The sequence below is a fragment of the Bradyrhizobium sp. SSBR45G genome, from assembly GCF_030159255.1.
In the GTDB taxonomy this organism is placed as follows: Bacteria; Pseudomonadota; Alphaproteobacteria; order Rhizobiales; family Xanthobacteraceae; genus Bradyrhizobium.
On the sequence record NZ_BSCT01000022.1, the window covers coordinates 18,924 to 37,830 of the forward strand.

24 protein-coding genes and 1 tRNA gene are annotated in these 18,907 nt (G+C 65.1%); 9 read left to right on the forward strand and 16 right to left on the reverse strand.

The window, feature by feature from the left end:
• Positions 1–12: 12 nt before the first annotated feature.
• From fliF to QQL87_RS23130, 4 genes are all read right to left on the reverse strand, one after another.
• Positions 13–1,617, reverse strand: coding sequence for a flagellar basal-body MS-ring/collar protein FliF (fliF, locus tag QQL87_RS23115; protein WP_284421127.1), 1,605 nt, complete (start codon positions 1,615–1,617; stop codon positions 13–15).
• 338 nt (positions 1,618–1,955) lie between these two features.
• Entirely contained in the window at positions 1,956–2,231 is a 276-nt protein-coding gene (gene sciP, locus QQL87_RS23120; protein ID WP_002714638.1) for a CtrA inhibitor SciP, read from the reverse strand.
• A gap of 271 nt (positions 2,232–2,502) precedes the next feature.
• Positions 2,503–3,201: a flagellar hook assembly protein FlgD gene (locus QQL87_RS23125; RefSeq protein WP_284421126.1), complete on the reverse strand. Its 699-nt coding sequence runs from the start codon at positions 3,199–3,201 to the stop codon at positions 2,503–2,505.
• Between the two features lie 12 nt (positions 3,202–3,213).
• The gene (locus tag QQL87_RS23130) at positions 3,214–4,821 is read right to left on the reverse strand and encodes a flagellar hook-length control protein FliK (RefSeq protein WP_284421125.1); all 1,608 of its coding nucleotides are present in this window, start codon (positions 4,819–4,821) and stop codon (positions 3,214–3,216) included.
• A gap of 358 nt (positions 4,822–5,179) precedes the next feature.
• On the opposite strand from QQL87_RS23130, the gene mnmA reads away from it, so the two are divergent.
• The 4 genes from mnmA (at position 5,180) to QQL87_RS23150 (ending at position 7,773) form a co-directional block, all read left to right on the forward strand.
• The gene (gene mnmA / locus QQL87_RS23135) at positions 5,180–6,373 is read left to right on the forward strand and encodes a tRNA 2-thiouridine(34) synthase MnmA (protein ID WP_284421124.1); all 1,194 of its coding nucleotides are present in this window, start codon (positions 5,180–5,182) and stop codon (positions 6,371–6,373) included.
• A gap of 29 nt (positions 6,374–6,402) precedes the next feature.
• Positions 6,403–7,038: a class I SAM-dependent methyltransferase gene (locus QQL87_RS23140; RefSeq protein WP_284421123.1), complete on the forward strand. Its 636-nt coding sequence runs from the start codon at positions 6,403–6,405 to the stop codon at positions 7,036–7,038.
• 77 nt (positions 7,039–7,115) lie between these two features.
• On the forward strand, positions 7,116–7,457 hold the full coding sequence (locus QQL87_RS23145) for a hypothetical protein (RefSeq protein ID WP_284421122.1): 342 nt from the start codon (positions 7,116–7,118) through the stop codon (positions 7,455–7,457).
• 239 nt (positions 7,458–7,696) lie between these two features.
• A tRNA-Met gene (locus QQL87_RS23150) sits at positions 7,697–7,773 on the forward strand.
• A 185-nt stretch (positions 7,774–7,958) separates the two neighbouring features.
• Here QQL87_RS23150 and QQL87_RS23155 read toward each other — a convergent pair.
• From QQL87_RS23155 to QQL87_RS23205, 11 genes are all read right to left on the reverse strand, one after another.
• Entirely contained in the window at positions 7,959–8,204 is a 246-nt protein-coding gene (locus QQL87_RS23155) for a hypothetical protein (RefSeq protein WP_284421121.1), read from the reverse strand.
• Between the two features lie 458 nt (positions 8,205–8,662).
• A complete protein-coding gene (locus QQL87_RS23160; protein WP_284421120.1) occupies positions 8,663–8,968 on the reverse strand; it encodes a hypothetical protein in 306 nt (101 codons plus the stop codon).
• Positions 8,962–9,372: a hypothetical protein gene (locus QQL87_RS23165; protein ID WP_284421119.1), complete on the reverse strand. Its 411-nt coding sequence runs from the start codon at positions 9,370–9,372 to the stop codon at positions 8,962–8,964. The genes QQL87_RS23160 and QQL87_RS23165 overlap by 7 nt, the downstream gene beginning before the upstream one ends.
• Positions 9,373–9,486: 114 nt before the next feature.
• Complete coding sequence (locus QQL87_RS23170; protein WP_284421118.1) at positions 9,487–9,813, reverse strand: hypothetical protein; 327 nt, start codon at positions 9,811–9,813, stop codon at positions 9,487–9,489.
• A gap of 2 nt (positions 9,814–9,815) precedes the next feature.
• Positions 9,816–10,103 carry a hypothetical protein gene (locus QQL87_RS23175; RefSeq protein WP_284421117.1) on the reverse strand — a complete coding sequence of 96 codons (288 nt, stop codon included), beginning with the start codon at positions 10,101–10,103 and terminating at the stop codon, positions 9,816–9,818.
• The gene (locus QQL87_RS23180) at positions 10,103–10,285 is read right to left on the reverse strand and encodes a hypothetical protein (protein ID WP_284421116.1); all 183 of its coding nucleotides are present in this window, start codon (positions 10,283–10,285) and stop codon (positions 10,103–10,105) included. The genes QQL87_RS23175 and QQL87_RS23180 overlap by 1 nt, the downstream gene beginning before the upstream one ends.
• 164 nt (positions 10,286–10,449) lie before the next feature.
• Positions 10,450–10,740 (reverse strand): hypothetical protein, encoded by a 291-nt coding sequence (locus QQL87_RS23185; protein ID WP_284421115.1) that lies wholly within the window; start codon positions 10,738–10,740, stop codon positions 10,450–10,452.
• A 218-nt stretch (positions 10,741–10,958) separates the two neighbouring features.
• Positions 10,959–11,366, reverse strand: a complete 408-nt coding sequence (locus QQL87_RS23190) for a hypothetical protein (RefSeq protein WP_284421114.1) — start codon at positions 11,364–11,366, stop codon at positions 10,959–10,961.
• The gene (locus QQL87_RS23195) at positions 11,347–11,637 is read right to left on the reverse strand and encodes a DUF6634 family protein (RefSeq protein WP_284421112.1); all 291 of its coding nucleotides are present in this window, start codon (positions 11,635–11,637) and stop codon (positions 11,347–11,349) included. Before QQL87_RS23195 ends, QQL87_RS23190 begins: the two co-directional genes overlap by 20 nt.
• Positions 11,638–11,654: 17 nt before the next feature.
• On the reverse strand, positions 11,655–11,867 hold the full coding sequence (locus QQL87_RS23200) for a hypothetical protein (RefSeq protein ID WP_284421111.1): 213 nt from the start codon (positions 11,865–11,867) through the stop codon (positions 11,655–11,657).
• Positions 11,867–13,534 carry an AAA family ATPase gene (locus QQL87_RS23205; RefSeq protein ID WP_284421109.1) on the reverse strand — a complete coding sequence of 556 codons (1,668 nt, stop codon included), beginning with the start codon at positions 13,532–13,534 and terminating at the stop codon, positions 11,867–11,869. Before QQL87_RS23205 ends, QQL87_RS23200 begins: the two co-directional genes overlap by 1 nt.
• Here QQL87_RS23205 and QQL87_RS23210 point away from each other — a divergent pair.
• The 5 genes from QQL87_RS23210 to QQL87_RS23230 all read left to right on the forward strand — a co-directional run bounded on the left by QQL87_RS23210 (position 13,523) and on the right by QQL87_RS23230 (position 17,756).
• A complete protein-coding gene (locus QQL87_RS23210; protein WP_284424124.1) occupies positions 13,523–13,894 on the forward strand; it encodes a hypothetical protein in 372 nt (123 codons plus the stop codon). The two genes, QQL87_RS23205 and QQL87_RS23210, sit on opposite strands and share 12 nt — an antisense overlap.
• Before the next feature lie 255 nt (positions 13,895–14,149).
• Entirely contained in the window at positions 14,150–16,447 is a 2,298-nt protein-coding gene (locus QQL87_RS23215; RefSeq protein WP_284421106.1) for a hypothetical protein, read from the forward strand.
• A 93-nt stretch (positions 16,448–16,540) separates the two neighbouring features.
• Complete coding sequence (locus QQL87_RS23220; protein WP_284421105.1) at positions 16,541–16,957, forward strand: hypothetical protein; 417 nt, start codon at positions 16,541–16,543, stop codon at positions 16,955–16,957.
• Between the two features lie 167 nt (positions 16,958–17,124).
• Positions 17,125–17,373: a hypothetical protein gene (locus QQL87_RS23225; protein ID WP_284421104.1), complete on the forward strand. Its 249-nt coding sequence runs from the start codon at positions 17,125–17,127 to the stop codon at positions 17,371–17,373.
• A gap of 5 nt (positions 17,374–17,378) precedes the next feature.
• Complete coding sequence (locus tag QQL87_RS23230; RefSeq protein ID WP_284421103.1) at positions 17,379–17,756, forward strand: hypothetical protein; 378 nt, start codon at positions 17,379–17,381, stop codon at positions 17,754–17,756.
• Positions 17,757–17,792: 36 nt separating this feature from the next.
• Here the strand turns inward: QQL87_RS23230 and QQL87_RS23235 are convergent, their stop codons facing one another.
• On the reverse strand, positions 17,793–18,731 hold the full coding sequence (locus tag QQL87_RS23235) for an HNH endonuclease (RefSeq protein ID WP_284421101.1): 939 nt from the start codon (positions 18,729–18,731) through the stop codon (positions 17,793–17,795).
• Positions 18,732–18,907 lie beyond the last annotated feature (176 nt).

The window sequence follows — 18,907 nt, forward strand, 5'->3', positions numbered from 1 at the left end:
CGTCGATGAGGATCAGTTCTGCTGCGGCTCGGCGAGCCACTGGCGGATGATGGAGGCAGCTTCGCCCGGGTTGCGATCGGCCAACTCGCCCACCCGGTGGACGGACTGGGCGTGCACCTGGCCCTGGACCTGGGCGACGTCGATCATGGTGGCGGTCTGCTGGGCATGAGCCTGCGCCTGCGCGGTTTCGTCGGTGAGGGCCGGGACGCCGCTGTTGTGGGCCGCTGCAGCCTCTTCGGTTGAGATGATCTTCTTCACCAGCGGCCGCACCACCATGAACACGACGACGATGCCGAGCAGCATCATGACGGCGAGCTCGATGACGTACATGACGTCATCCTTGGTGAAGTGGAGCATGCCGAGGAAGCCGGTGGGCTCGCTGATCTGCGGAACGACGGGACCGTCGGCGAATTTCAGGTTGACGACCTCGACCTGGTCGCCCCGCTTCTGGTCGAAGCCGATGGCGGAGCGGACCAGCGCGGCAATCCGGTCGAGCTCTTCCTTGGTCCGTTCCTTGTAGACCAGCTCGCCTTTCTCGTTCTTGCTGTAGGCGCCGTCGACCAGGACCGCGACCGAGATGCGGTTGACCCGTCCGGCCTCGGTGACTTCCGTCTTCGTAGTCCGGGAGATCTCGTAATTGTTGGTCTCTTCGGTCTTCTTGCTCTGGTCACGCGGCTGCTGGGGCGGCTGGTTCTGCTGGTTGCCCGGCAGTTCGTTGTTGACCGTGACCTGGCCGTTGCTTTCGTTGGTGGCCGACTGCTCTTCGCGGGTCTGGCTCGACCGCAGCACCCGTCCTTCGGGGTCGTACCGGTCGGAGGTCTGGGTGACGCGGTTGAAGTCGAAATCGGCCGAGAGCTGGACCCGGGCGCGCCCCGAGCCGACCACCGAGGAGACGATGTCCTCGACCTGCTTGCGCATCCGCTTCTCGAAGGAGTTGCGCCGCTCGTCGCCGACCTGCTGGTCGATGTCGGTCTGGGTGCCGTCGGCGAGCAGCTGCCCGGCCTCGTCGACGATCGACACCCGCTGCGGCTTCAGGCCGTTGACGGCGGAGGCGACGAGATGACGGATGGCGCGAATTTGCGCCGGCTCCAGCGCGCCGCGGACGCGCACGACGATCGAGGCCGACGGCTCCGGGGTCTCGCGCGAGAACAGCGGGCGCTCGGGCAGCACGAGGTGGACGCGCGCCGCCTGGACGCGGTCGATGGCGCGGATGGTGCGGGCGAGCTCGCCCTCCAGGGCGCGCAGATGGTTGATGTTCTGAACGAAGCTCGTGGTGCCCAGCGCGTCCGACTTGTCGAAGATCTCGTAGCCGACGCCGCCGCCCTTGGGCAGGCCGCCCTCGGCGAGCTTCATGCGCAGCCGGGTCACCTTGTCCTTCGGCACCAGGATGACGCTGCCTTCGTTACGGATCTCGAAGGCAATGCCCTGCCGCTCCAGGTCCTTGATGATGCTGGAGGAGTCTTCCATGCTGAGGTCGGTGAAGAGGGTCGTCATCTGCGGCGCCGTCACGCGCATGATGACGAAGCCGAAGAAGCCGATCAAAGCGGCGGTGACCGCCAGCATGGCGGTGAGCCGCGCGGCGCCCAAACTCTTCAGGAAGTCCAAGAGACCTTGCAAGCAACTGCCCCATAGTTCGGCATTCGACGGGTGGCTGCTGAAAGGTGGTGATTTGAGCTTCGCGGGCCTTTACGGCCAGTTGCAGAGATCGCGAAATTCAACCCTTAAACCTTCACCGACGCCCGCATTCCAGGTGGCGATCCGATCTCGGCCGTGTCGCCCGCGATCGCGGGACAGGGACGGCGGTTGAATCGAACCACTGGGCAATTATTGCCTATGGGAAGGTTTCGATATGGTTAACGATGGTTAAGAGGTCCTAACAAACTGCGGACATGCCAAAAATCGGCTTGGCAGGACCAAGCCGATTTTCTTGAAAGTTGGTTCGCGTCGTTAACGCTTTATTGGCGATATTGCTGAATTCGGGTGGTGCGCAGCCCGGCGAGACCATGCTGGTCGATCGAGAACTGCCACGACAGGAATTCGTCGACGGTCAGGGTGTAGCGGCTGCACGCTTCTTCGAGGGACAACAATCCGCCGCGGACCGCAGCGACGACTTCGGCCTTGCGGCGTATGACCCACCTCTTGGTGCCTGGCGCAGGCAAATCCGCGATGGTGAGCGGGCTGCCGTCAGGCCCGATGACGTATTTCACCCTCGGGCGATGGGGTTCTGTCATGGCGTACTCACAAACTCTTAACCACTGAACTCACGGTAAGACCCTACGCCGCCTCGCTTAAAATTTGCCTAAGCAAAGGGCTGGAATCCCGCGTCGTGCGCAAACGCCGTCGCCTCCGGCGGCGAGAGGCCTCCGGAGCGAGATCGTGGTGAAAAATTGGTTAAGAGTACCCTGTGGTTGCGCCGGCATGCCGACGCCCGGGCCGCGCTTGATGTTCAAGCTCAGCTGCAAGCGTATCCGAGGTCTTAAGAGCGGGCGTGATCGTTAAGAGCTAGCTAACGATCCGCTGGATCTGGCTGACGGTGTAGGTCTGACCGCCGATCGACAGCAAGGGCGGCTGCTGGGTCAGGTCGACCGACGACACCGTGCCCTGGATCTGGGTCGAGACCGCCACCGGATTGCCGGAGCTGTCCTTGGCCGTGACGGTGAGCTTGTACTGGCCGTCCGGCCATTGCGTGCCGTCGCTGCCCTGGCCGCTCCAGCTGTAGGGCTGATTGTCGCCCGCCGTGGCATTGTAGGTGCCGCTGAACACCGTCTGGCCGACGCTGTTGGTGATCGTCGCCGTCATGGTGCAGTCCTTCGGGATGCTGAGGTCCCAATTCGCCTTGCCGCTGGACAAGGCGGCCGTGGAGCCGCTGACGACCGCCGTCTTGCCGACGAAGGCGAGCGCCTGGGTCGACTGCGTGGCCTGCTGCATCGTCAGCAGCGAGGCGAGCTGGTCGTTGGTCTTGAGCTGCTGCTCGACGCCGGCGAACTGCACGAGCTGCTGGGTGAACTGGTTGGTGTCCAGCGGGTCGAGCGGGTTCTGGTTCTGCAGCTGCGTGGTCAGCAGGGTCAGGAAGGTCTGGAAGTTGCCCGCGATGGTCGAGCTTGCGCTCGAGCCCAGGCCGTTGCTGCTCGATGAAGAGGTCGAGGTGGATGTGGTGCCCGAGACTGCCGGGCTTGCCGAGATTGCGTCGCCGATTGCCATGGAAGCCTCCTGTTAGACCCGGATGTCGACGCCGCCCTGCGCGCTGAACATGCGCCCATAGGACCGGCCGGCGAGCTGGGCCGGGACGGTTTCGTCCTCGGCCACGATCAGGCGTTGTGCGTTACCGTTTTGTTGATTGTCGCCGCCGTTCTGGCCGGACGAGTTCTGGTCGCGGAGCGAGAATTGCAATCCGCTGTTGTTGCTCTTGAGGCCGGCGTCCTGCAGCGCCTGCTGCAGCTGCGGCGCGGTCTGCTGCAGCATTGCGAGCGTCTCCGGCTTCTCGACCCGCAGATGCGAGGTCACCTGGCCGTTGCGGTCGACGTCGATGCGAACATCGATGCGGCCGAGCTCGGCCGGATCCAGCCGGATCTCGAACCGGCTCTTGCCGTTGAGCGCGGAGGCGGCGATTTCGATCGCGAGGCCGTGCAGCGGCACGGCGGCGCTGGTTGCGGCCGTGGCGGTCAGATTGGCGGATGTGATCTGGCTGGTCGATGCGGTCGGCGTCGAGAGCTGCGGCTGCAGGGTGGCCGTGGCTTGAGCCGTCGGATCGGACGCCGGCACGCTGCTCTGGCCGTTGGCTTGCGCAACGCTGCGCTCATGCCCAGAGGGGGACGGCGCATTGTTGCCCTTCGCCGTCGGCTCGACCTCGCCATTGTCCGGCTTGGCTGAAGCGGTGGGCTGTTGCGCGGGGCCGGTGCCCTGGGTCTGCTGCGGGTGGGTCCCCTGGGGCGCGGCGGTGCCTTGCTCGGCGCTCTTGCCGGTTTCGCCGGCCGCAACGCCGGTCTTGGCCTGGGCGGTGCCCTTGCCGGTCGGCTTGGTGCCGCCGGGCACGGTCGCCTCGAGTGCCGCCGTGAAGGTCTGATCGGGCGAAGCGGCGGCGTCGCCGGATGCCGTCGACGTTGCGTCGGCGCCGGCGGTCGTGGTGTCGGCCTCGCTTGTTGCCTTCGTTGCAGCGGCCGACTTGGCCGCCCCGGCCATCAGGCCGGCGTTGGCATCGACCGGACTGGTGAGGGCGGGGCCGGCGGCTCCGGCGGGCCCGGTCGTCGGGGTGGGCGCAATGGAAGAGCCGTCGCCCGCATCGGTCGCAGCGGGCCCGGTCGGGGCGCCGGCCAGCGTGATCTCGGATGGAATCGCGACGGCGACCGGCGTCGGCACTGTCGCCTGGTCGACGGCGGCCGCCGTCGCGGCGGTGGCTGCGTCGGCACTGGCCTGGTCGCCGTCTTTCTTGTCTGCGGTCTTGCCATCGGAGCTGCCGGCCGTGTCGGCCGCGGTCTTGGCTGACTTGTCGGCCGTCGTGTCGGACGTCGCATCCGATCCAGCCGTGTCGGTGCGGGATGCGCTGCCGCCAGCCTTGCCCTGAGTCTTGTCGGTCGACCCGGCCTGGCTCGTGCGATCCGTGTCGTTGCTGCGCGTGGTCTCCCGGCTCGGAGGCGGAGCGCTGGCTGCGCGGGGCGCCGGTGTTGCCGCGGAGGGCGACGATGGCGACGGCTCAGACGGTGTGGCGGCATCGACCAGCGCCGCGAAGCTGTCGGACGACTGCGCGGTGTCCTGACGGGACGGCTTCGGCGCCGCCGTCTTGAGACTCGTGCCGGCCTGGATGTCTGACGTGACGCTGAACACCTTGGAACCTCTCGCGATGAAACTCGAGGACCAAGGTCAGCAAGGAGCGGGCCAAGCCGCTTCAACGAAGAATTGAAAGTGATATCAATTGCTTATGGATATGCCCGAAGGGGCCGGCCGGGGCCGCGCGGCCGCCATTTCTGCCCGGCCGGCAAGATTTGCCGCCGGCCCCTGCGGCCAGCGCGATTGCTTCGCATGAAGTGCGCCTATATTAAAGACGAATGCTTCTCGCGTTGTTTCCGACCGGGAGACCGTGTCCGGAGATCGCCGAAGGCAAGCCATCCGCAAAGACGGCGCATGCGAGGCGTTCCCGTACCGGGAACCCGCTGCTTGGCGCCGCGATCGCAGTGACCTGACCATGCTCAACAGTCTCGATCTCGAAGGCCGTCCGGAGGACACCAGGGTCGTCGTCGCCATGTCGGGCGGCGTCGATTCGTCGGTCACGGCTGCGCTGTTGAAGTCGCAAGGCTACGACGTCGTCGGCATCACGCTGCAGCTCTACGACCACGGTGCCGCGACCCATCGGAAGGGCGCCTGCTGCGCCGGCCAGGATATCCACGACGCGCGCAACGTCGCCGAGCGGCTCGGCATCCCGCATTACGTGCTGGATTACGAGGATCGATTCCGCGAATCGGTGATCGACAATTTCGCCGCCAGCTACGCCTCGGGCGAGACGCCGGTGCCGTGCATCGAGTGCAACCGCGCCATCAAGTTCGGCGATCTCTTGAAGACCGCGCGTGAGCTCGGCGCCTCGGTGCTGGCGACCGGCCACTACGTCGCGTCGCGGCGGCTGCCGGACGGATCGCGTGCGCTCACTTGCGCCGCCGACGCCGACCGCGACCAGAGCTACTTCCTGTTCGCGACCACGCGCGATCAGCTGGACTACCTGCGCTTTCCGCTCGGCGACATGACCAAGCCGGAGGTGCGCGAGCTGGCGCGCCGGTTCGGCCTCGAGGTTGCGGACAAGCACGACAGCCAGGACATCTGCTTCGTACCGACCGGCCGCTACACCGACATCATCGGCAAACTGCGTCCGAACGCGATGGAGCCGGGCGAGATCGTCGATCTCGCGGGACGCGTGCTTGGCACGCATCAGGGCATCGCCAACTACACGATCGGCCAGCGCAAGGGTCTCGGCATCGCCGCGGGCACGCCGCTCTATGTGGTCAAGCTGGATGTTGCGACCCGCCGCATCGTGGTCGGCCCACGCGAGGCGCTGCGCACGCACCGCATCACCCTGCGCGAGGTCAACTGGATCGGCGACGGCGCGCTCGATGCCGTGGTGCGCGACGGCCTCGAGCTGTTCGTGCGGGTGCGCTCGACCCGTCCGCCGCAGCCGGCCTGGCTGCGCGGCGTCGACGGCCATTACGAGGTCGAGCTCGTCGGCGGCGAGGAGGGCGTCTCGCCCGGCCAGGCCTGCGTATTCTATGACGCGGCGTCGGGGCGCGCGCGCGTGCTCGGTGGCGGCTTCATCCAGAGTGCGGCCGCCGAGAGCAGCCGCGCTTCCGGCATCATCAGGCCGCAGCGCCTGGCCGAGCCGGTCCGCGGCTGATCAGCATTTCATCATTTCAGGGCAGGGGCATGGGGGACATCGACCGCGCAGGGGTCGAAAAGGCCTACGAGCGCTGGGCGCCGATCTACGATCTGGTGTTCGGCAAGGTCTTCGATCAGGGGCGTCAATCGACCATCGCGGAAGCTGACCGCATAGGCGGCCGCATCCTCGACGTCGGCGTGGGCACCGGGCTCTCGCTCTCGGACTATGCCCGCACCACGAAGATCTGTGGCGTCGACATCTCCGAGCCGATGCTGCGGCGGGCGCAGGCGCGCGTGCGCGAGCTCAAGCTGCTCAACGTCGAGACGCTTGCGGTCATGGACGCGAAACATCTCGCCTTTCCCGACAATTTCTTCGACGCCGTGGTCGCGCAATACGTCATCACCGCGGTGCCGGACCCCGAAGCCACGCTCGATGATTTCATTCGCGTGCTGAAGCCGGGTGGCGAGCTGATCCTGGTCAACCACATCGGCGCCGAGAGCGGCCCGCGGCGGATCTTCGAGCTGGCCTTCGCGCCGATCGCGCGCCGGCTCGGCTGGCGGCCCGAGTTCCCCTGGGCCCGCCTCGTGAGCTGGGCCGCCAAGCATGGTGGCGTCACGCTCGCCGAGCGCCGGCCGATGCCGCCGCTCGGGCATTTCTCGCTGATCCGCTACCGCAAGGGCTGAAACGCCGCGGCGCCGGCGCGGTTTGCCGCGCGGCCTTGCCACGGGGAACGCGGAGGCGGGCTTCGCGTTGCTCCGCCATGAGCATCAGGCAATCCTTGTTTCTCTCGTTCCTGCTGGCGTCGACCTCCGTGGTCCATGCCCAGGCGCCGCCGACTCCAGCCACGCCGCCGCAGGCGACTGCGCCCGACGCGAATGCCGCCTGTGCGCCGAATGCGCGGGCGACGGCGACCCCCGACGGCATCACCACCGGCCGCGCCGGCGAGCCGCTGGGCGACAAGCTCGCCAAGACCAACGGCGTGCTGTGTCCGCCGAGCGGGATCGATCCGGAGATGCACGCGCCGACCCCGGAGGGCGGCACCACACCGGTGATTCCGCCGCCTGGCAGTCCGGGCGGCAATCCGAACGTGCGGCCGAAGTGAGCTGCCATCGTGCGTGAGATTCGGCGAGAAGGCTGCGCCGGGCCCGAGCCGGACGGCCCTGCCGGATCCCTGCTCGCGCGCAGAAGTAGTCACAACGCCTTGAGGAATCGGATCAAAATCGCGCGGTACGAAAACCGCCGATGACGTCGAGCTTTGCTTGACAGGGGCGGGACCGCCTCCTTATATGCCGCCGTCCCCAAGGCCCGCCGCGTTCACCGGCCCCCTTGGATCGACACCGTGGCGGGGTAGCTCAGCTGGTTAGAGCACGGGAATCATAATCCTGGGGTCGGGGGTTCGAGTCCCTCCCCCGCTACCAAGATTTCCCCGCATGATATCAAGGTCTTGTCCGGTTTCGGCAAGGCCTTTTTGTTTGCCTCTACGTCGGCAAAAACGCCCCTGTACACACTTTTGTACCTCGGATTTCGATGTACCCGCCTAGGGCCTTTTGAGGGCTTTGTACGCGCCTACGCCGACGACAACGTGCGCCTGAACGCCCAGACCTCATGATTGCTTGTCGTCATCCAGCGCCAGCTTGCCTTGCGCCGGCGAAACCTTCCGCCCTCTAAGGTACCCGCGCGATGCCTTCGCGTAGACATCAGCGAGCTCGCGCTCGAGCATCGAGTTCATCACGATGAGCGAGCGCACGGCCGCGACCGGGTCGCCCCCGCAGGCTTCGATCGCCTGAGCCACAGCGGCCTCCAGATCCGCGGCCTGGTCGACGGGTGACTGCTCGGCGGGGTCGGCCATGGCTGGCATTCCTCTTGCGGTCGGAGCGGAGATTTTGTTCTCTATCCGTTCTCACGTCAAATGGAGTCTGAGCATGGCAGGGAGACGTCCTGCGGATTGGCGCTTCCCGACGGCGAAGCAGGAGCGCACGGAGGCGACGGCAAGGCGCCTAGCCGACCTGCAGCGTGAGCGGGAGCGAGAGAGTGACGAGGAGGGCTGGTGGGCAGCGGTGTTGCGGGATCCGCGCGCCGGGACGGACCGTCCGGCGGCCAGGCTGATGCTCGGCGAGATCCAGGCGAAGGAATTGTCGGTGTCGTGCCTACGCTGCATGCGCGGCGTCCGCGAGTATCGACGCGACCTGATCGCGCGCTGGGGCGCCGACGCTCTATGGCGTGACGTCGGCCAGCGTCTGCTGAACGAACGCTGCGATCAGCGCACCGGGCGTCATGAGGAAGACGGATGCTGGCCGGATTTCAGGGCTAGGCGACCTGACGTCCCCAGAACGTCTCGCCACCGGCCGTTATGATCTTAATTGCGCCTGGCGTGCTCTCGTCGCATTCCTCGAACGAGATCGTCCAGAAATTCGACGGCTTTCGCCTCACGTAGTCGATTCTGGCAAGCAGCGACGCCGGCGCTCCGCGGTTGACGGGGGCGTTCTTGTAGTCCTCCGCTGGCGGATCTTCGAATTGATTCGGCGGGCACAAGCAGAGCCAGTTGAAGAGACCGCTTCCGTCGAAAAAGCCCCGCACCCACACCAGCCGACCGCGATCCTGCCAGTTCAGCACGACGTGGCACGTCCGCCATCAGATTGCTCGAGACGCACCATCGGCAGCGGCATCTCCGGAGACGCCTGAACGAAGCGAATGGCGTCCATCAGCGCACTCCACTCGTCCTCGCGTCTCGCGTTGGACAACATCGCTCTGAGTCTGTCGTCAGTCGCTTCGTTCGCCATCACGAATCCTTCCTCGTCGTCGCCCTCGGCCTGATCTTCGGCGACCCCTGGCACGGCGTGTCGCCAGCGCACTCCGGCTCGCCGCATTCCCGGCAGACGATGCGATCGAACCGCAGCATCCAGACGTGCTGCGGCGGCGCCGGCGTGGGCCGCGCTGTGGCCATCAGAAACTCCGTCCTTCTCGCCACCACTTTCGCTTTGCGTCGATCCACGCTTCGCGGCGGAGCCATCCTTCAAACAGGCTACATCCCTGTATCGCCGCGATGAATCCGTAGCTCGGAGTCGCTTCTGTCACCCACCATGGCGCCTCCGGGCAGAACACGCGACGCCATGCTGCGCGCACGAAGTCCATCACGCGATCTTCTTCTCTACCAGTTCGCAACGGAACCGCCCGCCGAGGTCCGTGATCCGATAGGTCTCGCTACCTATCCGAATGAAGGCCTCTCCATCGATGCAAAGCCGCCGAAGGATGGCGTCGATCAAGTCTTCAGGCGGCGGTGGCGGCGCGTCCTTGATGATGTCGTTCAGGAAGGCGAGAGCGCAGGCGATGGCCGGGAACGGCTGTCGCTCCGGCATGAAGCCTTCGTCTTCAGGCGTCATATTGTTACTCACCGCCTCCACGCGCGGCTCCGGCGGCGAGGTCAACGAGGTGCTGTCGAACAGGCGGTGGTCGGGCATCATCACTCCCACGTCATCGTGAACACCTGATCGGGCGCGTTTTCGCGAACGGCCTTGCGCCAAGCCTTCGATCGCTCGCGCTTTAGCCGACGCCAGTCACGTCCCTCGAACTTCTCCTCCGCCTGGATCTTCGCCCACAACGGACCGGGGAAGGTGTAGGTGCGCTCTACTGGCTCGAAGTTGCCGTTCTCGTCCTTCTCGACAGGCACCCAACGGGCGTCCTTCGGGACGCCGCGCAATGCCTCCTCGGAAGCGGCTTTCGCTGCGGCGATCTCGAACATGAAGTCCATCACGCATACTCCTCAGGATCTTCGCGGCCCTCGGGATGCAGCACGGGGTCTGCCTCGACCCAGCGGCCGTCGATCTCGACCCACGGCACCTTCTCGCCGTAGGGCTCTGCGAGCGTGCCGTCGGGAGCGAACACGGGAGGACGGGGCCACTGAAGACAGCCCTCCATGTACTCCTGTTTCACCAGCAGACTTCGCTGGCTCGGCAGTATCGATCGAAAGTCGGAGCCGAACATTTCACCGACTAAGGAGTCGATTGAGCGCTGCTTTGTCACCGCTCCAGCCGGAAGGGCAGCGGCCGCGGCGCCACCGGCGGCGAGTCCGAGGAGATGGCGGCGGGAGAGCGACATCAGGCGGCCATCAATCTGCGGATAATGTCAGCATCGTCGCCAACGCCCATCCATAATACCTGCTTGTCGATAAAAGCGATCTCGGCGTCACGGTCAGCCACGCTCTCGAAAGTCCAGGTACCAGCGACGTTGCCTGTGATTACCACAAACATGATCGCCGGTGCCCAGTGACATGCGTCGCCAGACTTTGCTCCGACCTGACCCGGCTTATAGGACACGCAGAGATCGAGATTGATCGGACTGTTGACGACATTCGCCTGTGATGGCTTCGAGCACGCGATGAACTTCATGGTCACCTCCGGATAGGTGTGAATGGAGCGGACCATCGCTGCAGAGGATGCAGCGCCACCGAGATTTCTCGGGTCTCCGATACCGGCTATCTCTGCTCACCCTCTTGGCCGATACCGATGGCGGGTGACGTGAATCGTCGTCCGCAGCCTGGAAAGGCACAAGAGCCCCAGCAAAAATTTCCGGGACGAACAAAAGTTAGCTTCCCATCACGCGTAGTTCAGCGGTGGTTCGGCGACCATCCGTGACGCTGCTTGTGCTCATGCAGGCGGTCGTAGTCCTTGAACGCCTTCGCCGCGCTGCGCGCGCAGATCGGGCTGTCGGGCTTCGTCATGTAGCCCAACTCCTCGTCCGTCAGGCGCCAGATCACGAACCAAGACGGCTCACCGCCCGGTGCCTCCGCCATGATGGTCGCGAGCGGCCGCCCGTGACGTGCCTTGCCCTCGACGGACAGCAGCCTTGTCTCGTCCTCCGGAGGAAGGAGCGCGACGAAGATGCAGCACACGATTTCTTCTGTGCCCCCAGTCGGCATCGCCTCGGCCAGGCGCGCGATGTAGTCGGCGTCGCTCTCGCCGGGGCGTCTCTTGATAACCATTTCGGATCCTTCCTCAAAAACCTGAGCCGTCAATCGGGATCATCTGCCCGTCGAGCCGGTACAGCCGGTTGCGCGTGCGGCACCATCCGTTGTTGCGATCGATCCAGACGACCGGAGACGTCGTCACGCGCTCGCCGTCGCGCTTGTGAGGGTGACCGGCCACGTCGCCGCAGATCACGATGCTGCGCGTGCCGTCCAAACCGACTGACACCACGGCTTCCCAGTTGTCCAGCACCGGCGCGGCCGCGAGATCGAACTCATGCGGCTGGTCGCCGGCCAGGTAGGACTCGAAATCGAGGATCAATCGCTTCGCTTCGATCGTCATCGGCGCCTCTCTTTCCGCCTCATGTCTCGCCGAACGTCGTCCGGCCATGTGATCAGCGTGACGACGGCCTCTCCCTCGACGTGCGCGACCCTAACCTCGTCGACCTTGACGCCTTCCTGCCGCGCAATCTTCCGGGCGCGCTCGCGCAGTATCTCTTCGATCTCGGCCTTGGAGAACGTCACCTCTAGCTTGCGATAGACCTGCGTCATCAGTGCCTCGGGGCGAGTTGGTCGCGGACCTCCAGCGTGGCGGCGACGAGCCGCTGGAGCTTGCGCATACTGAATTTCTCCTTCGCCCACGCCCGGCCGATCACCTCGAGCTCGTCGCCGGCGAGCGGTGCGTCGTGCTGCCTGCCGTCCTCACGCGCGAGGTCTCGCATGACCTGCGCCGCCAGCGCCGGCAGGTGCGCCAGCGTCGGCGCAGGAACGCGCATGATCCGGAATCGATCAAGCAGCGGGCCGGGTAGAGCCTCGGTCGAGTTGGCGGTGGCAATGAACATGACGTGCGATAGGCAGATCTCGACATCGAGCGCACTTTCACGGGTGCGCGATGACGTCTCCTTCTCGAGGTACGGAATCAGGCTGTCCCACAGGCGCCCGTTGTAGGAGCCGCTGCCGGCCTTCTCGATCTCGTCGACCAACACCATCGGGTTCGCCTGCCGCGACGACAACACGGCGCGCGCCGGCACCGACGGTTGCGCGGTCGACCACGTCTTCGAGCTACCACCGAATGTTCCGTCGATCGCCGATGCCGCGTCCTGTCGGAAGGCGTACAGCCCGAGCGAATCGGCGACGCGGCGCGCCAGCAGCGTCTTGCCGGAGCCGGGAGGCCCGACCAGCAGCGTCGGCGTCATCCGCACCGGCTTGCCGTCGGCGCAGCCGCGCAGCAGCGTGTCCACGACATGCGTCGCGTGCGGAAACTCGCGGTGCAGCGTCGCGCGCACTCCGGCGACGTCCCTGGCGACGACGAGCGGCAGGGGCTCACCGACGAGATCCAGCCATGCCTTCGGCAGCTTGCCGTCGGCCGGCGCCGCCGGCATCACGATGACATGGTTCTCCAGCGGTGCCGGCCGACGCGTCGGCTTGATCGGCGTGTGCATGAAGGATGACAGCGGACGCATCTGCTCCCGCGGAGACTTGCCGTGCACGACCAAGTTCGCGATCGAGAAGATCGAGGAGTCTCTCATGTCGGCGAAATTGCCAGCCGCGGCGGCCCACCAGACCTTCATGATCTCGCGCTCCTCGTCGTCGCCGTGCTGGTCGACGAGGCGCGCCAGGGGCGGCATCACATGGATGAACGATGACGGCACTTCCAGCCGCACGCGCAGCATCTGCCACGCGACCGCGAGGTGACCTTGGCCGAGGTCGAACAGGCGGTCGACGACGGCATCCACAGCCCCGGGCGTGTGCGTGTCCGACGCCGCGGAAAACCTGTCGACGCGCTGCACCAGCTCACGCAGAGAATCGTCGTCGATCAGACGCTGAATGGTCTGCACCGAGGCGAACGACAGCGCGTTTCTCCATGACCTGGCGTGCAGCATCCTGACCGGCACCATGCTCGCGTCGTTGATCATGGACTCATCCTTCTGCAGGAGGGGCGCGGACTCCAGGCGGTCCTCGGCGAGCAGGCGGAGGATGGTCTCCCTGTCAGTCCCGTCAGCGTCCGCATCGTCCATAGGCGAATCCTTGGAAATCATGTATGCAGCACTCAGAGGCCAAGTTGGTGCGATAAGACATATCTTGTCGGACAAATTGCACAGAATCAAGGATTCGATATCGCCATGGTTAAACGATCGAAAACGGGCGCGAAGCCCGGGCCCAAGGTTGCTCCGGACGAGGTCAAAACTGAGCGCGTCACGATGCGGATGCACCCCCATCTCGTCTACATCCTCGACGCGAGGGCCAAAGAAGCGAACTTGTCCAGGTCCGCCTATCTCGAGCGTGTCATCATCGGATGGGTGCAGGCCGACCCTCGCAATCCGAGGATCGACAGCCGAGGCATGTTCATCCCGGGCGCGCAGTCGCCGCGGCGCTATCAGGAGACCCAGGCGTCGGCCTTCGGCGCCAAATTCAAGACCTTTTCGGACGCCCACGAAGTGATCCTGGGGACACCTGCCCCCCAAAGATGGATCGAGGAGCCGGACCGCTACATGCCGGCCGAGTATGAGCCTCCGGAGGACGAGGAGTTGAGCGACCAGGCTAAGGCTTGGATCGCGAAACGGCTGAAGCCCAAGTGAGGATTCGAGTCTCGAATTGTCGATATAGAGAAATCAACGGGTTACGGCGGTGAGAGCGGTTCCAAGGATTCGAGTCTTCGACGTTCAAAGACTCGAATCCTGTCGATCCTGAATTCTCGCCTCCGGAGATCTCACCGGGGCGGAAGCCGATCCAGCCTGGGGTAATACGCGGTAATATCACCGCCATAACTCCGCCGACGTAACCCCTTGCGCGTTGCCCGTAGCCGGTGCATGATCCAGGCTGGATCGCACAGCATGCACACCCAACCAGCCATCTCCCCCGGATTTCCGCGCGCCCTCTACGGCGCCGGCGACTACGTGCGTGAGCGCGACTGGCGCGTCGACGACGAGGCGCGGCGCGAGGAGTTTGCCAGGCGGGTGGCGCTCCTCCCGGACGCTCAGCCCGAGCCGGCGCCCTTCGTCCACGTCCCGACTGTCACCATCGTGCGCGGTGGCGTCCCGCAGGTGGTCCGAGGACCTGTACGCACGACGACGCGCGTCACGGCCGAGACCTCGATAGGCTGGACCAAGTGGAAGTCCGACCTGCGGGGCCACGACATTAAGCAGGCTGCCGCTTCAAGGGCTCGCGCAGAGCAGTCCCGCGCCGTGATCGCGGAGGGCCGCCGGAAGCGCGACGCAAAGCTCGAAGACCTCTACCGCGGAGCCTGCGAGCGCCTGCACCGGGCCGGCAAGGCGATCCCATCGTTCGAGACATGGAAGCTCGAGCGCGACAACAAGAGCTACCGCGCCGCCTGCGCGAAGGCCGCGCGGGCGGGTCTGCCGGAACCCACCAGGGAACAGCATTTCGCGCCGCCGCCCAACTATGAGCTTTTCGCCTCGCCCGCTCTGGTCTCGGCCATCCGCGCCGGAAGGACGCGCGGATACAACGCGCGGCGCCGCGAGCGCTACGACTCGAAGGGTATCCGAGATTTTGCCGGCCGGCGCACCGCGCGATTCACCGAGGAGTTCGTCGATGAATCCGGGAGCCCGACGGTTGCGTTCCGCTCGGCGATCTGCATCTCGCTCGCTTTGTTCAACTCTGCGCTGCCGCCGGACATCATCTACGGTACTGACAAAACCAAGGTCAGCCCCGCGTCCCTCGATGGGACGTCGAAAATGGATGTCCGGGACAAGCCGTACGTCGAGCTAGCAAGGAATCGTCGCTGTCATTTCGTGGTCGACCTGGACGGGTGGTGGAAGTCGATCAAAGCGCTCTGGAAGGACATCCGGCGCTTTCTGCCGCCGCAGTTCATGCCGAACATCATCACCTACAGGGCTCGCGAGTCCGACGGTCAGGGCGTCGAGAACCCGCATCTGATCTGGCTGCTGCCGCCTGGGTCTCGCGTGATCCCGCGCAAGGGCGCCAAGAACATCGACCGGCAGCAGACGCTGCACGCGATGATCCAGCGCTCCATCGTCAATCACCTGCTAGAGCTCGGCGTCGACCCAGGCCACCACAACAGCAACAAGCTCAAAAATGCGCTCGCCCCTGGTTGGTCGGTCGCCTGCTGCGACGACTCCTTCGCTACGATGTCCGAGTGGAGGGCAATTCTGCCGACCATCACGCCTGACGAGAGGGCGATGATGCGCCGCGCCAGGCAGCTGAAGATCGAGCGCGAGAACGACGCCGAGGTCGAGTTATCGAACGCCGTGTGGCGGGACGGCATCTCCTCCCGCACGCTCGTCATCCGCTCCGCACAGCGCCGCCGGGATCCTGACTTCCTCAAGGCCCGCAGGTCGCACCCGGCGTTCGTGGCCTGGCTCTATCACCCCGTCGACGGTGCGGTTACCAGGCGCATGATCCAGCTGCACGGAGAAGGCCAGGTCGTCCGCCAGGTGCTCGCCGCGCAGCGTCAGTTCGTCGTCGAACTCGGCCATGTGCCATCGGTGACCGGGCAATTCTGCGATCGCGGCCGTGACAGCTACCGCAACCGGCTGCGCGATGCGCGTAGCGGGCTGACGCGCGAGACCGCCGAGGAACGCGAGATGCTCGGCAAGGAGCACCAGCGGGAGGCCGGGCGCGTCTCCAGGGCCGACGCCAAGGCGATCAACTGCGGCCTGATTGCCGAGGAGATCGAGAGGCGGATGGCCCTCGGACTCACGATCGACGAGGTGATCGCCGCCAAGGCCGAGGTCGTCAAGACCCTGGTAGCGGCAGGAACTGTAAGCAGGTCAACGGCTTACGATCGGTTCGATGAGGTCGCCGAGGTTGTCCGACAAGCTGCAAGATATCAAGCAGGATCATCATCGGAGCAGAGTAGCGATCTTCCTTCTACCCAGCCCAGCCGAGCCGTCAGCGATCAATCCGCCCCTGCTGCCCCCATCGTCGAGACCTCTGGCACCCAGTCGACCCTGCCCCCGGCGGTCCGGCGACCCGTTCAACCTGTCGACCCGTCAGAACCGGCCGGTCAACATGCCCGCCGGATTTTGGAATCCTGGCGCCGCGCGGTGAGAGCGTGGCGCGATGCGGCCCGGCGACGTGACGAACCCGCCGAGTCGTGCCTGCCGTCGGCGACGGTGTCTCCGGCTTACTGGTCCAAGCGTCGACATTGACGCCGTGCGGGTCATCCCCGGCCCTCGGCCCAGTTTGTCGCTTGCCGGCGCAGCCCTCAGAATCCGGTGTGTCCAACATTATGGAGACCGCCGTTGCAGACCCGTCGACCGAACCCGCAGGACGAAGACGAGATCTCCAGGATCGACGACATCCGACGCACCGTAGCCTACCGTGACCCGGACCGGCCGGCCGCGCTCTTCGCGAAGCCTGTCATCAAGAGGAGCCCCGATGTCGTCCGGGCCCAGGGGCGACTGAGGACCGCGCGCTGGCGCGCCGAGAACGATCGGCTGAAGAGGGCGACCCTGGAGCAGATCGGACTCAGCCTCGCCGTGGCGCTGGCGAAGTCTGACGTGTTGGACAGGTTGACCGAGGCGGAGTCGTCGCTCATCCGCGATCATCTTGCCGACCTGCACGCGCGTGGGTTCTCCGTCGTTGAGGCACGGAAGACGATCAGCCGGCTCCGGAGAAAGCTTCGCGCCACGGCCCACAAAAATCAGCAGGGCTGTTGACGCTTGCAATGTCCGATGGGACTCTCTCGACGTGTCCCGCTGGCGATCCACCGACGGAGCACGTGAACACCCGGTGTTACCTCGGTCCGCCGGGTGTTCTGCTTTCCGGGGCGTCCGGCCGAAAATCAGCATCGTTTGTCACCAAAGGTGACGCGTAACGTCTGTGCATGGACGCCGAAGCCACATCGCCGAACGTCAACGCGCTGCGCCAGCGCCGCTACCGCGAGCGTCAGCGCGAGGGCGCGCCTTCGGACGCCGTGTTCTCCCATGAGCTCTGCTCCGTCGTCCTCGAAAGGCTCGACGAGGACGACGGACTCAAGGTCGCGGTCAGCCAGGTGCGGAGTCGGCTGCTCAGGTGCGGCTTCAGCCTGTCCGGAATCAACCGCGTCATCCTCCGGAAGGTCGGCTCCCGATGATCAGGATGGAGGTCGACCCGGGACTGGACGTGAAGATGGGGCGCATCGCAAAGGCCATCGACAAGGCTCTAGCCTTCACGCTGACGCATCTCGAACCCGAATGCCCTGTGAATGCCGCTGCAAAGGAAATCTGCGAGCGGTCGAAGCGTGAATTCTTCGATCAAGAAGCCCTCAAGCCGCTGACACGTGCGGATAGTCTCGGCTGCCGCAATCCGATCGGGCTGGACCAGATGCTCGTCAGTAAGAGCCTGACTGCCGTGGCTCCAATGACCAAGGTGGCTATCGGGCGTCTCGGCGGAACGCGGCCGGCCGATCAAGACCATCCCGATCCACTGCTGGCCATCTCGGACCACTGTCCGCTTAAAGCCACGGTTCGGTTTTAGTGGCGCCTGCATGGCAAAACTGGAAGCTCGGAGCTTTCAGAGACAGTGCTTCGCGCGATGCTTCGCCAGGAAATACGGGTCTGGTCGCAAAGCTGGATCATCTGGCAAAAGGATCTGCTTCTCTCGGGGGCCGATAAGCCCACGCAGCCCCTCCGGCATCTTGTTGTGCGAGACGATCAGGGAGTAGTCGTCACGTATACCGATCAGACCACGGTCAAACATCCAGTGAAACGTCTGACTCAATGCAATGCCGTTCTGCACGGCGTCCGGACCGCCATCTTCGACCGCCCATATGTGGGCTGCATGAACTTCCGGGCGGCCGCCACCGTTCCGAATGGACAGGCCGGTTACTGCGCACTGATACTGATAGGCTTCCCGAACGTTTACGCGAAACATCGCATCTCGAACGGGGCGGTTGATCAACAGCTGGTCGATGCGGCGCTTCTGTTCTTCGTACGGAAGGCGCAGGAGCTCGCCCGCTTCAGGGTCCCGGAGGGTCTCATCCAAATCATGCAGCGCTGTCTTGGACGGGTCGAATAGGTCGCCGAGTCCAGCGAGAACAATGCTAGCGAAGTCCTGTGCCGGAAGCCCCCTGATCGAGTTCTGGGTCAATCCCTTGGCGCTCGCCGGCGTCTGGATGCGGCTTTCCCAGTAGGCCCCGTCCGGGCGCCGCAGGGGCACGGGCGACTGGAAAGGGAGAAATTGGCCGATTAGCGCGAAATGATGATTTGGTTGACCAGTCTCTGTGTCCTGGACGATGTCAGTCACGTGGGCCGTCGCGAGGTAGACGTTGCGCCCCTTGCCTTCGTCCGCACGCCGAGGCTCGTAATAGACGATCCGCTTTCCCAAGGCCGCCCGCGCGGGCTTCAGCAGGCGATCAGGGAAGTGATAGCGCTCCTCGATGCGGTCCTTGTAGGACGTGCCACGGGAGGCGTTGAAGACGGCGTATGGGTATTCCAAACTATAGGCCCTCAAGTCTCGCTTCCGGCTGACTGGCGTCGAAGCATACATACGGAATCCACGGAAGCCGTCGCCGGAGCTACGCCAATCTCGAGCGGTTCGAGCTTTGCGCCCTTCTAGCCACGGACGTCCTTTTCGCACCCAAATGAAGGCCAGGTTCTCCATTCAGCCGAATGCGTTTATGACAAAGG

Coding starts and splice junctions, on each gene's coding strand:
- sciP (WP_002714638.1), bottom strand. CDS start 2,231: ATGACAGAACCCCATCGCCCGAGGGTGAAATACGTCATCGGGCCTGAC.
- QQL87_RS23125 (WP_284421126.1), bottom strand. CDS start 3,201: ATGGCAATCGGCGACGCAATCTCGGCAAGCCCGGCAGTCTCGGGCACC.
- mnmA (WP_284421124.1), top strand. CDS start 5,180: ATGCTCAACAGTCTCGATCTCGAAGGCCGTCCGGAGGACACCAGGGTC.
- QQL87_RS23140 (WP_284421123.1), top strand. CDS start 6,403: ATGGGGGACATCGACCGCGCAGGGGTCGAAAAGGCCTACGAGCGCTGG.
- QQL87_RS23145 (WP_284421122.1), top strand. CDS start 7,116: ATGAGCATCAGGCAATCCTTGTTTCTCTCGTTCCTGCTGGCGTCGACC.
- QQL87_RS23155 (WP_284421121.1), bottom strand. CDS start 8,204: ATGGCCGACCCCGCCGAGCAGTCACCCGTCGACCAGGCCGCGGATCTG.
- QQL87_RS23170 (WP_284421118.1), bottom strand. CDS start 9,813: ATGCCCGACCACCGCCTGTTCGACAGCACCTCGTTGACCTCGCCGCCG.
- QQL87_RS23175 (WP_284421117.1), bottom strand. CDS start 10,103: ATGGACTTCATGTTCGAGATCGCCGCAGCGAAAGCCGCTTCCGAGGAG.
- QQL87_RS23185 (WP_284421115.1), bottom strand. CDS start 10,740: ATGAAGTTCATCGCGTGCTCGAAGCCATCACAGGCGAATGTCGTCAAC.
- QQL87_RS23200 (WP_284421111.1), bottom strand. CDS start 11,867: ATGACGCAGGTCTATCGCAAGCTAGAGGTGACGTTCTCCAAGGCCGAG.
- QQL87_RS23210 (WP_284424124.1), top strand. CDS start 13,523: ATGCACCCCCATCTCGTCTACATCCTCGACGCGAGGGCCAAAGAAGCG.
- QQL87_RS23205 (WP_284421109.1), bottom strand. CDS start 13,534: ATGGGGGTGCATCCGCATCGTGACGCGCTCAGTTTTGACCTCGTCCGG.
- QQL87_RS23215 (WP_284421106.1), top strand. CDS start 14,150: ATGCACACCCAACCAGCCATCTCCCCCGGATTTCCGCGCGCCCTCTAC.
- QQL87_RS23225 (WP_284421104.1), top strand. CDS start 17,125: ATGGACGCCGAAGCCACATCGCCGAACGTCAACGCGCTGCGCCAGCGC.
- QQL87_RS23230 (WP_284421103.1), top strand. CDS start 17,379: ATGGAGGTCGACCCGGGACTGGACGTGAAGATGGGGCGCATCGCAAAG.